The organism is Sphingobium sp. YR768 (genome assembly GCF_900111125.1).
Classification (GTDB): domain Bacteria; phylum Pseudomonadota; class Alphaproteobacteria; order Sphingomonadales; family Sphingomonadaceae; genus Sphingobium.
Genome location: NZ_FOGE01000024.1, coordinates 60,461 through 71,940, shown reverse-complemented (window position 1 = coordinate 71,940; position 11,480 = coordinate 60,461). Strand labels below are relative to the sequence as shown.

8 protein-coding genes are annotated in these 11,480 nt (G+C 63.3%); 3 read left to right on the top strand and 5 right to left on the bottom strand.

Annotation, left to right across the window (positions count from 1 at the left end; genetic code table 11):
- Positions 1-92 precede the first annotated feature (92 nt).
- A complete protein-coding gene (locus BMX92_RS27015) occupies positions 93-446 on the bottom strand; it encodes a hypothetical protein (RefSeq protein WP_143066833.1) in 354 nt (117 codons plus the stop codon).
- A gap of 106 nt (positions 447-552) precedes the next feature.
- Entirely contained in the window at positions 553-1,503 is a 951-nt protein-coding gene (locus BMX92_RS20645; RefSeq protein ID WP_093020033.1) for an acyltransferase family protein, read from the bottom strand.
- Positions 1,504-1,570: 67 nt separating this feature from the next.
- Between BMX92_RS20645 and BMX92_RS20640 the strand changes: the two genes are divergently transcribed.
- Positions 1,571-2,248: an RluA family pseudouridine synthase gene (locus BMX92_RS20640; RefSeq protein ID WP_093020054.1), complete on the top strand. Its 678-nt coding sequence runs from the start codon at positions 1,571-1,573 to the stop codon at positions 2,246-2,248.
- Positions 2,235-2,639 (top strand): alternative ribosome rescue aminoacyl-tRNA hydrolase ArfB, encoded by a 405-nt coding sequence (arfB, locus tag BMX92_RS20635; RefSeq protein ID WP_093020052.1) that lies wholly within the window; start codon positions 2,235-2,237, stop codon positions 2,637-2,639. Before BMX92_RS20640 ends, arfB begins: the two co-directional genes overlap by 14 nt.
- Before the next feature lie 164 nt (positions 2,640-2,803).
- Here the strand turns inward: arfB and putA are convergent, their stop codons facing one another.
- A complete protein-coding gene (putA, locus tag BMX92_RS20630; protein ID WP_093020031.1) occupies positions 2,804-6,403 on the bottom strand; it encodes a trifunctional transcriptional regulator/proline dehydrogenase/L-glutamate gamma-semialdehyde dehydrogenase in 3,600 nt (1,199 codons plus the stop codon).
- Between the two features lie 98 nt (positions 6,404-6,501).
- Between putA and BMX92_RS20625 the strand changes: the two genes are divergently transcribed.
- A complete protein-coding gene (locus BMX92_RS20625; RefSeq protein WP_093020029.1) occupies positions 6,502-6,993 on the top strand; it encodes an Lrp/AsnC family transcriptional regulator in 492 nt (163 codons plus the stop codon).
- Here the strand turns inward: BMX92_RS20625 and BMX92_RS20620 are convergent.
- Positions 6,977-8,203, bottom strand: coding sequence for an SGNH/GDSL hydrolase family protein (locus BMX92_RS20620; RefSeq protein ID WP_093020050.1), 1,227 nt, complete (start codon positions 8,201-8,203; stop codon positions 6,977-6,979). The two genes, BMX92_RS20625 and BMX92_RS20620, sit on opposite strands and share 17 nt — an antisense overlap.
- Before the next feature lie 383 nt (positions 8,204-8,586).
- The gene (locus tag BMX92_RS20615) at positions 8,587-11,469 is read right to left on the bottom strand and encodes a TonB-dependent receptor (RefSeq protein WP_093020027.1); all 2,883 of its coding nucleotides are present in this window, start codon (positions 11,467-11,469) and stop codon (positions 8,587-8,589) included.
- Positions 11,470-11,480: the final 11 nt, after the last annotated feature.

The following is an 11,480-nucleotide window of genomic DNA, read 5'->3' as shown; positions in this document are numbered from 1 at the left end:
AGCCTTGAACTCATCGCTGAAATTGGGCTTACCCATCGTCCCCTCCTGTCCTCAAAATTAGAATAGAAGGCGTCCAGAAATCTAGGGGCTACTCACATCGAGGCGTCACCACCCGACTTAGCAAAGACGCAGAGCCGGCTCATCACCTCAGGGTTAGTGGTCTTAAACCAATATTTTAGGTTTACATTGCCTTCAGCGGCGAAGCCAATGTCAGTGCCACCCGGTCGCCCATGGTCAGTCCAGTCTCGCTTCATTTCATCTTCAGGAAAGAGAAAGCCAATCCTGCCATTTGGCGTGTCTACAAAGCATCGCCTACCCTCGATCCATTGGAAAAATAATTCAAATGAAGGCGGTAGAACCATACCGGGGCACAGTGTGGAACCGATTTGCCGCCCAAGCACGAATTGCCCACGGGGCTTGAATGCCCCGAAGAGCTTGGGGATCACTCGCAAACTCGTTCTTCCTGAGCATGCATTGCTTGTCGACTTATCTATCTGCTGTAGCCGTTATGGAAAAGGCCGCTTCACACCCCTCCCCGCCATCGAGTCTCGACTACAGAAAAACCCGCCGCAGCGGCGTTCGCCGGATCACGTGGTAGGCCGCGAAAGGCAAAACCAGCGCCACAGACAACAGCCATATCTTGCCCAGATAGGGCGTCAGATAGTGGATCACCGCGACATGCAGATACATGATCACCAGCGACGCTCGTCCCAGCGCCGCCAACGGCGCGGTATGGTTCGCAATCCACGCTGACAGGCGGAAGATCAGCAAGGATGCCGCCACCGCAGCCCCGATCGACAGCAGCGGCGCACCATAATCCGCGACCTTCATGTTGAGCGTCGGCAACAGGCTGGACAGCCCTGCCCCCGCCAACAGGCCCAGCGGCAGGATCAGCCCATTATGCCAGCGCACCCGTGGCCAGACCGCCCCCACCCACAGCAGCACAAAGACCATCGGCACGCTCAGCAGGCCCAGCGGCGAAGCCTGCGTCCACCAGCCCAGCGCATAGGCGATCAGCAGCATCGGCAGAAGCAGCACTGCCCAGCGCCGGTCGAGAGGATCGGGCCAGCGGTTGAGCGCCACATTGAACAGGATGCGCGCCACCATCAGGCAGGGCACGAACCAGAAAATCGTGAACGGCCCGCGCAGCCAGAAGCCGCCCAGCAGGATCGGCGCCATATCCTCAGGCCAGCTATGAAAGATCGGCAGATGCCCCTTCAGCCGCTCGATAATCTGGTCGGCGACGATCAGCAGGACCAGGAAGGCGGCATAGGGCCGCATCTGGCTGATCAGTTGCCGCCGGGTGAAGGCCCCCACCGGATGGGGCCGCGAAAGCATGCCCGACAGCAGGAAGAATAGCGGCATGTGAAAGGCATACATGGCATCGCGCAGCGGTCCGCGCGTCCAGACATGGCCGACTACCACCGCCCCTATGCCGATGCCGCGCGCCACATCGACCCAGTCGAGCCGATATGGGGCCTGCTGATGCCCCCTATTCTCCATCGCCCCCACGCCCTATAGGATGCGGCAATTACGTCAATTCTTCCTATATGCGATCGGAACCTCTTCCTTGGCCCTGCTGACCGACCATGTCCTGTTTATCGATGGCGAGGCGCTGATCCTCGACAAGCCCGCCGGCCTGCCGGTGGATGCCCCGCGCGACGGGTCGATCGCGCTGGAAAATCATCTCGCCTCGCTGACCTTCGGGTTCCAGCGGTGGCCGCTGCCGGTGCATCGCCTCGATCGCGACACCAGCGGCTGCCTGCTGCTCGCCCGCAATCCCAAGGCGCACAAGCGCTTCGCCGCCGCGTTTGAGGCGGGCACGGTGACGAAACGCTATCTCGCCGTGCTGGAAGGCGTGCCGGCAGAGGAGGAAGGCACGATCGAATTGTCGCTGAAGAAAGTCAGCACCGCCGCGCAGGGATGGCGCATGATCGCGGCGAAGGCCGGCAAGCCCGCCGTCACCCACTGGCGCAAGCTGGCGGAGAAGGATGGCCGCGCGCTGATCGCCTTCACCCCGGAAACCGGCCGCACCCACCAGATTCGCGTCCATGCCCAGCATGGCCTGGGCTTCGGTATCGTCGGCGATCCGGTCTATGGCGATGGGAAGGGCGCGATGCTGCTGCACAGCCGGTTCCTGAGCATGCCGCGTGGCGACAAGCCCGCTGCTGAGGCAACTGCTCCCCTGCCCGCCACCTTCGTCGCGGCCGGTTTCGGGCCGGAGATACTGGATGATGCCGGACTTTGATATTCCCGATGATGCGCTGGAGGAGCGCTTCATCACCGGGGGCGGACCCGGCGGGCAGAATGTGAACAAGGTGGCGACCGCGGTGCAACTGCGCGTCAACCTGTTCAAGCTGGGCCTGCCCGTCCATGCCTATCGCAAGATCAAGGAACTGGCGGGATCGCGCCTGACCTCCGCCAATGAGATATTGATTCAGGCCAATCGCTTCCGCACGCAGGAGGCGAACCGGCAGGATGCGCGCGACCGCCTGATGGAGATGATCGCCAGGGCGCATGAACGCGATGCCCGCCGGATCGCGACCAAGCCCGGCAAGGCCGCCAAGGCCCGGCGTGTCGACACCAAGAAGGCGCGCAGTTCGGTGAAGCAGGGACGCGGCAAGGTACGACTGGATTAGCGCTGCCTTGCCGGTGGCGCACTTGAGCGTGGCGCATTAAATTGGGATCACCCAATCTCCGTTCGTCCTGAGCTTGTCGGGCCGCAGGCGACTGAAGGTCAACGACGCGCACAACGTCCTTCGACAAGCTCAGGACGAACGGATCATATCTGAAGCGGGCCGCCCTAGCCGATCATCATCAGGCTGGCATTACCACCGGCCGCCGTGGTGTTCACCGACGTCGACTGTTCCTCCAGCAACCAGTCGAGGCAATAGCCATGGCCATGATCGTCGGCATGGACGGACACGATGGCGCCGGGCAGATCGGCGACGCACTGGGTCGTCGCTGCGATCTTGGCAGCGTCCCCTTCCACCAGCGCGGCGGCATAAGAACCGCTGGCGTCAGCGCTGAAGCAGGCGGCGACTTCGGCTGGCAGGCCCGGCGGGATCATCATGCCCTGCACCACGCCCTGATTGCCGGTGGCCAGGATCGCGGCCATTTGGCGGAACAGTCCCTGCCGCGTCGCGGGACGCAGCAATATCCGGCCACGCGGATGCAGCACATAGATATTGCGTTCCCCGACCGGGGCGGGCAGCGCCATTTCGACGCCCAGCGCAGATGCGTCCCCGGTGCGGCGCGCCTGTGCGGCGGCCTCCCCTTCACCCTGCGCGTCGAGCCAGTCGGCAAAGGCGTGGAGCGGCGATCGCAAATGGCTGACCCGCGCAGCAAAGACCGGCGGCGTCCCGACCAGACGGCCCAGATAAAGCGGCCCGCCCGCCTTGGGGCCGGTGCCCGACAGGCCACAGCCGCCAAAGGGCTGCACGCCGACGATCGCGCCGATGACGTTGCGGTTCACATAGATATTGCCCACCTTCACCCGACTGGTGACACGGGCGACGGTCTCGTCGAGGCGGGTGTGCAGGCCGAAGGTCAGGCCATAGCCGGTGGCGTTGATCTGATCGACAAGCGCATCCAGTCGGTCGCGCCGGAAGCGCAGGACATGCAGGACGGGGCCGAAGACTTCGCGATCCAGATCGGCGATAGATTCAATCTCGATGATCGTCGGCGCGACGAAGGTGCCGTGGACGGCTTCGGCGGGCAATATGCTCTGTTCGACCTTGCGGCCCAGCGCCGCCATGGCATCGATATGTTTGTTGATGCCGTCACGGGCCTCGGCGGAGATGACCGGACCGATATCGACCTTCAGCGCGTCGGTACGGCCGATCCGCAATTCCGCCAGCGCGCCCTTGAGCATCGTGAGCGTGCGGTCGGCCACTTCTTCCTGCAAGCAGAGGATGCGCAGCGCAGAGCAACGCTGGCCTGCGCTGTCGAAAGCGGAGGCGATGACGTCGGCAACCACCTGTTCGGCGAGCGCGGAGGAATCCACGATCATCGCATTCTGGCCGCCGGTTTCGGCGATCAGCGGGATGGGACGGCCCGATGGCGACAGGCGCGTGGCAAGCTGGCGCTGGATCAGCCGGGCGACTTCGGTCGATCCTGTGAACATCACCGCCGCCGTTTCGGGCGCCGCAACCAGCGCCGCGCCGATCCGGCCATCGCCGGGCAGCAGTTGCAGCGCATCGGCCGGAACACCGGCTTCATGCAGCAGGCGCACCGCCTCTGCCGCGATCAGCGGGGTTTCCTCCGCCGGCTTGGCCAGCACCGGATTGCCCGCCACCAGTGCCGCCGCAACCTGCCCGGTGAAGATGGCGAGCGGGAAATTCCAGGGGCTGATGCAAGTGGCAGGGCCAAGCGCGATCTGCGCCGGGCCGAATGTCGTACGGGCCTGCGCCGCATAATAGCGCAGAAAATCGATCGCCTCGCGCACTTCGGCGATAGCGTTGGGCAGCGACTTGCCCGCTTCGCGGACGATAAGGCCGAGCAGGATCGGCATGCGCGCCTGCATCGCATCGGCGGCCCGGTCCAGCGCGGCGGCGCGGTCCGCGACGGCGATGGTCGACCAGTTCGACGTGGCCGCGCGGATGGCGGCGGCGCGGGCTTCTTCGACCGAGGCTTCGGTGACGCGGCCCACCACGTCGCGATGATCGGCCGGGTTGAACACGGTACGCGACGGCCCCGTCGCGCCTTCGGGTGCAGCGGTCCAGCCGATGGTCGCGCTTTCGCGTAGTGCCTCGCTCAGGCTGGCAAGCGCATCTTCGTTGCTGAGATCGAGGCCATCGGAATTGCGGCGTTCGGGATAGAGATTGGCAGGCAGTGCGATCTGATCATGGCGATGGCCGGGATGGGCCACGGCCCGCACCACATCGACCGGATCGGCAATCATGTCCTCGACCGACACTTCGGGGTCGGCGATGCGGTTGACGAAGCTGCTGTTCGCGCCGTTTTCCAGCAGGCGGCGGACCAGATAGGCGAGCAGCGTCTCATGCGTGCCGACCGGCGCATAGATGCGGCAGGGGCGATCCAGCTTCGCTGCGCCGACGACCTGCTCATAGAGCGGCTCGCCCATGCCGTGCAGGCACTGGAACTCATATTTGCCGATCGCAAAGTCCGGCCCGGCAAGCTGATAGATGGTCGCCAGTGTCTGCGCATTATGCGTCGCAAATTGCGGGAAGACCGCGTCGGGCGCGGCCAGCAGCTTTTGCGCGCAGGCGATATAGGCGACGTCGGTATGGACCTTGCGGGTATAGACCGGGAAGTCGGTCAGGCCATCGACCTGCGCCCGCTTGATCTCCGCATCCCAATAGGCGCCCTTGACTAGACGGACCATGATGCGGCGTTCGGCACGGCGGGCCAGATCGATGATCCAGTCGATGACGAAGGGGCAACGCTTGCCATAGCCCTGCACCACGAAGCCCAGGCCGTTCCAGCCCGCCAGATCCGGGTCGGTCGCCAGGCTTTCCAGCAGGTCGAGCGAGAGTTCCAGCCGGTCGGCCTCCTCCGCGTCGATATTGAGGCCGATGTCATAGCCCTTCGACAACAGCGCCAGTTTTTTCACCGCCGGCAGCAATTCGCCCATCACGCGATCGGCCTGCGCGCGGACATAGCGCGGGTGAAGCGCCGAAAGCTTGATCGAGATGCCGGGGCCGGCATAGATGCCGCGTCCAGCCGACGCCTTGCCAATGGCATGGATCGCTTGCTCATAATCGGCATAATAGCGCTTCGCGTCCGCCGCCGTGGTCGCCGCCTCCCCCAGCATGTCATAGCTGTAGGCAAAGCCCTTGGCCTCCAACTCCTTCGCGCGCTTGAGCGCTTCCCTGATCGTCTCGCCGGTGACGAATTGTTCGCCCATCATCCGCATGGCGAGGTCGACACCGCGGCGGATGACCGGTTCACCAGCGCGGGCGACAAGGCGGGTGAGCGCCGCGCCAAGGCCGCGATCATCGACGCTGCCGACCAGCTTGCCGGTGACGACCAGCCCCCAGGTGGCAGCATTCACGAACAGCGACTTGTCGCCGCCCAGATGCGAACCCCAGTCGCCATCGGCGATCTTGTCCCGGATCAGCGCGTCGCGCGTGGCGGTGTCGGGGATGCGCAGCAGCGCTTCGGCCAGACACATCAGCGCCACGCCCTCCTGACTGGACAGCGCATATTCCTGCACCAGACCTTCAACGCCGGTGCCCTTGTGATTGGCGCGCAGCGTGGTGACGAGCGTCCGGGCGGTGTCGGCGATCGCGGCCTTCGTCTCTGCCGGCAGGGTCGCAGCGGCGATCAGGGGGGCGAGCGCCTCCGCCTCGTCGCGGCGATAGGCGGCGCTGATCGCCTGACGCAGCGGGGTGGGCTGGCGAATGGCGGGGGCGAAGCTGGCGAAGGGCTGGTCGGTCATACGCCATGAATAACCCGGATCAGCTTTTCGTTCCGTCTTATGAAGGCGCAGGATATGGACAGAGTGACTTATTAAAAGGCCGATGATAGGTAAATCGGATGGAGAATAAGCCCCAAACACTCGAATTGGACGAGTTCGACCGCCGTATCATAGCTGCTTTGGTCGATGACGGGCGGATGACCGTTACCGATCTTGCTGCTTTTGTTGGCCTTTCCAAGACGCCCTGCCAGGTGCGGCTGAAGCGCTTGCAAGAGGCCGGTGTCATTCGCGGCTTTCGCGCGATGGTCGATCCGGCGAAGCTGGGCATGGACCATATCGCCTTTACCGAAGTGAAACTATCCGACACGCGGGAGGCGGCGCTGCGCGAATTCAACGCGGCGGTGCGGCGCATCCCGGAGGTCGAGGAGTGCCATATGCTGGCGAGCAATTTCGACTATCTGCTCAAGGTGCGGACGTCCGATATCCGGCGATACCGGGTCGTTCTGGGCGAGAAAATCAGCGCCCTGCCCCATGTCGCCAGCACATCCACCTTCGTCGCGATGGAAACGGTGCTGGAAGCCGGGCACAGGCGGATCAGTCGAAAAGGCTGAGCGGCACCGCCTCCCCCATCGCCTTGTACCCCTTTGGCGAGGGGTGGAGCGCATCGCCATCATCATAAGCAGGCAGCAGCCGGTCGGGATGCGCGGGGTCGCGGGTCACGCGGTCGAAATCGATCACCGCGTCGAAATGGCCCGGCGTCCTGATCCATTTGTTCACCGCCTGCCGGTCCGCCTCATTCTGTGCATCGGCGTGATAATAATCATTGCCGACGAAGGGCATGACGGTCGCGCCGATCACTTTGATCCCCTTGGCATGGGCACGGGCGATGATCTGGCGATAGGCGCCGATGATCCGGGCGACATGGACCTGATGCTCGGCCGCGCTCACCGGTGCGTCGCGGGTCAGGGTGCCCAGATCATTGATGCCTTCCAGCAGGATCAGGTGCGTGACGCCGGGCTGGGCCAGCAAGTCGCGGTCCAGCCGCGCCAGCGCATTGGGGCCAAGCCCGTCGTTCAGCAGGCGATTGCCGCCAATGCCCTGATTGACGATGGCCATGTCCCGTCGCTTCGGATCGGCCTGTAGACGCTGCGCCAGCACATCCGTCCAGCGGTCATTGCCGTTGGTGGTGGAGCCTTTGCCATCGGTGATGGAATCGCCCAGCGCCACGATCAGTTTGGCCGGTGCGCAGCGCTCGACTTCCAGCGCGGCGAGGTTGAACCAGTGATCGAAGCTGGCCGCGCCCGCCATCGTCTCATCGGTCAGGTGATTGCCGGGCAAATGCCAGGAGGTTGCGCGCGATCCGGGATGCGATGTCTGTTCTGGTTCGCCGTCATAGCGGATCGAAATAGCGATGTTCTCCAGCGCGCCAACCGGCAAAGATACCGGCTCGGAAAGATAGTCGGCACCGGCCGGGATGACGACTTCCGGCGCGCCGTCGAACCGCAGCGAGATGAGCGTGCCGGGATCGACCGCGGCCGATGCCGGGCCAAGCGCACGCGCAATGCTGACGCCGGCAATGCGCAGCGGCGTGATTCCGGCAAGGTTGGACAGGCGCACCCGCAGCCGGTCGCCGGACACGGAGGGGCGGACGATCTGGCGCAGCGTCTGGTCCCGCAGGGTGCCGACGGGCAGCTCGGCGTCGCCGGTGGGGCGGAATTGGGACGAGGCCCAACCGGCCACCCAGGTCGGCGTGCAGGTCTTTGCCTGCACTGGCATCGCGATCAGAGCGAACGGGAGAGCGGCCAGAAGGGAGAGACGCATCATTGTCTGCCTTTACAAGATCACAGGAGCGAAGTTCACACCGTCACTGGCTTCGCATTCCCGGGCGTTTTCCACTGATTATGGCCCACAAAAGCGGCATCAACGCGCCTGTCACGCGCTTCTGGCGCCACAGTGAAGCGCCACAAAGGCGACGGTAACGCGACATGTGAGGGAGTCGGGCTATGCCACCGTCGGCGGCATACGGATGTGCGAAGGGATGGGACTGGGCCGAATGCTGCTGTGTCATGGCACAGGATTGACCAGATAAAATCCAACATGGGAAGGATTTTGTAGGGCGGGATCATGGCAGCCTTGCCTCGCTTCCCCTCCCTGCGAAAAGGGCCGGCGTTGCGGCCGGCCCTTCAGTTGGTCGTTGGGTAGGATCAGAAGTTGGCCCGGATGCCGGCGAGGACCGTCACCCCCGGATAATAGACCGAATAGGCCGCATTATCATATTCGAATGTGGTGCGGATCGGCTCGTTGGTGATGTTGAGCACGTCCGCGGTCAGGCGCAGCGCCTTGTTGAAGAAGGGCAACTGATAGCCGGCCGACATGTCGAGCTGACCACGGGCATCCGCCTTCAGATCGGCACCGGTGATGCCATTCTGCGGACCGTTGAGCGCGATCGACTTGCTGTTCCAGACATAGTTCAGGCTGATCGACACAGGGCCATTTTCGTAGAAGCCCTGAAGATTATAGCTATATTTGGAGACGCCTTCGGCCACCAGACCCGAAGAGGAAGACTGGTCGAGCAGCGTGCCGTTGGCCGAGAAGCCCAGCCCCTTCACCAGGAAGTCGAGCGGCTGGACCCAGGTGCCTTCGATGCCCTTGATCTTCAGATCGGAGATGTTGACCGGACGGTTGAGGGTGATGATCTGGTCGGGGATCGGGATGCCCGGACGACCGGGCTGATCCTCCGCCCGATCCTGCATAGCCGCCTTCTGGGGCGCCGAGAGGGTATCGAAAGGAATGTCGAGCGAGGCGAAAGTTACCTGGCGCCCCTGTGTAGTGGTGAAGCCTTGGACATTCTTCATGAACAACGAGACGCCGACATAACCGATGCCGCCGGTATAGATTTCGCCCCCAATATCATAATTGTCCGACGTGTAGGGCTTGAGGTCCGGGTTGCCCGCGCTAGCTACCAGCGCCGAGGGATCGGAGAAGGTGATTCCGGGCAGGATTTGGCCAGCATCCGGGCGCGTCATCGTCCGCGAAGCCGATGCACGCAGCTTGATATTGTCCGTGACGTCGTAGGTCAGGTTGATCGACGGCAGGAAATTCTCATATTTTGATCGTGCCGCATAGTTGACTACGCTTTTGTCCGGCAGCTGGCTGGGCGCAACAACAAACTGGTTAGTATGAGCATAGCGCATACCGGCATTCACATGCAGGTCCTTGCCGGCAATCTGGGTCACGCCGTTGACTTCGAAATAGGTGCCAAAAATCTTCTCGTTCATGTCGCCGGTCGCGCCGCCGGTCACCGCGCCGATCGCTTCAGGCGCATTGTCGCGGTAGCTGGCATAGTTGGTTGCCTGCTTGATGGCATTGAAATCGGGGACAACGAAACCGGCAACCGAGCTGCTCTTGAGATATTGCGCGATCTGGCCGGTGGTGATGGAACCGGTTGCGCCGGTGCAGCCCGACCCGCAGACCGACAGCTGATAATTGGCGCTGTTGTCAAAAGCGCGGATCGACCGGATCGCCTGGTCATAGGCCGCGCCGACCTTCACGTTCAGCATTTCGTCGCCATAGGTCACGTCCAGATGCGCGCCCTTGGTCGTGGTGCTGCGACGAACCAGCTGCACATTCTGGCGATACCATTGCCAGCTGCCATTATTGGGATCGTTGAGGTCAATGTTGGTGGTTATCGACGGATAATCGCCCTTGCCCGTATTGTCATAATAGACGTCGACGCCCGACTGCGGCGTGGTCTGGAACGCCCAGGTCGGCTGTTCGCGGAAGAAGCGGCTCTTGGAATAATTGCCGTTGAGTTCAACCTTCAGATTGTCGGTCGGTTCCCAGGTGACGCTGGGGTTGACGTTCCAGAACTTCGTCGTCTGCTTGAACAGGCTCGCCTCCAGGAAATAGGAGGAGTTGGCAAAGGTGCCGCTGGTGACGACGCCATTGTCATCGACGGTCAGGTCGATGGGGATCATGCCGCCGGTCGCCTGCGCGCTGCTGCCCGGCCCGCTGTTGCGCACCTGCCAGTTCATGTTGACCTTGCTATAATCGCGTTCCGACTTGGCCCACAGACCGTCAAGCGCGAAATGCAGTTCGTCGCTGGGCCGCCATTCGAGCGAGGCCAGCGCCGAAATGCGCGACCGCGTGCCTTCGGTCAGGCTTTCACGGCCGAGACGCGGCAGCAAGGCGGTGCTGAGTTCCGAACGGGTCAGACCGGATGTGGCGACGACATCGACCGGATCGCCCGCCGTCAGGCCATGGCCGGCATTGCGCGGCACGACCGAGGCCCAGGAGAAGTTGTTATTACCCGGATCGCCGGCGCCCAGGCTACCATCGGCCCAGCCCACCGTCTCAAAGCCCTTGATGCGGGTCTTGGTCTTCACGCCGGCGACACCGACCAGGATACCGAACGTGTCGGTAGTGTGGCTGGCGACGATCGCGCCGCGTGGGGAGACCTTGTCATTGGGGCTGGTATATTGGCCCTGCGCCACGACCGTGACATGCGTGCCCGGCTTGTCGAAGGGGCGTGCATTGCGCAGGTTGACGGTACCGGCGATGCCGCCTTCCAGCGTCGACGCCGTCGGGCTCTTGGCCAGATCGAGGCGAGTGAAGAGTTCGGACGGGAAGAAGTCGAGATCGACTTCGCGGTTGGCGCTGCCGCCATTGGTGCCGCCATCCGACGCCACCTGAATCTGCGCGCCGTTCAGCAGCACCTTGGAGAAGCTGGGGCCAAGGCCACGGATCGACACCTGCGTGCCTTCGCCATTATTATCGCGCTTCAGGCGGACGCCCGGCATGCGGTTCAGCGTTTCGGCGAGGTTGGTGGCGGGCAGCTTGCCAATGTCTTCGGCGAAGATGGAGTCACCGAAAGCGACAGCATTCTTCTTCGCATTGGTAGCGCTCTGCAACGATCCGCGAATGCCGGTGACGACAATGTCCGCGACGTCGCTGTCCTGCGGCGCAACGGTTGCGGCGTCCGCCTGCGGCGCAGTATCCTGTGCAAAAGCGTTCTGCGACAGGCCCAGCGAGCCGATCGCCGATGCGGCGAGCAACGCGATACGGAAATGGTGCGTGCGTGAAGACATTGGTCTGTTCC

Bases quoted from the DNA above. Each gene is read 5' to 3' on its own strand.
- BMX92_RS20620 (WP_093020050.1), bottom strand. From the start codon at position 8,203: ATGCGTCTCTCCCTTCTGGCCGCTCTCCCGTTCGCTCTGATCGCGATG.
- BMX92_RS20615 (WP_093020027.1), bottom strand. From the start codon at position 11,469: ATGTCTTCACGCACGCACCATTTCCGTATCGCGTTGCTCGCCGCATCG.
- arfB (WP_093020052.1), top strand. From the start codon at position 2,235: ATGCCGGACTTTGATATTCCCGATGATGCGCTGGAGGAGCGCTTCATC.
- BMX92_RS20645 (WP_093020033.1), bottom strand. From the start codon at position 1,503: ATGGAGAATAGGGGGCATCAGCAGGCCCCATATCGGCTCGACTGGGTC.
- BMX92_RS20625 (WP_093020029.1), top strand. From the start codon at position 6,502: ATGGAGAATAAGCCCCAAACACTCGAATTGGACGAGTTCGACCGCCGT.
- putA (WP_093020031.1), bottom strand. From the start codon at position 6,403: ATGACCGACCAGCCCTTCGCCAGCTTCGCCCCCGCCATTCGCCAGCCC.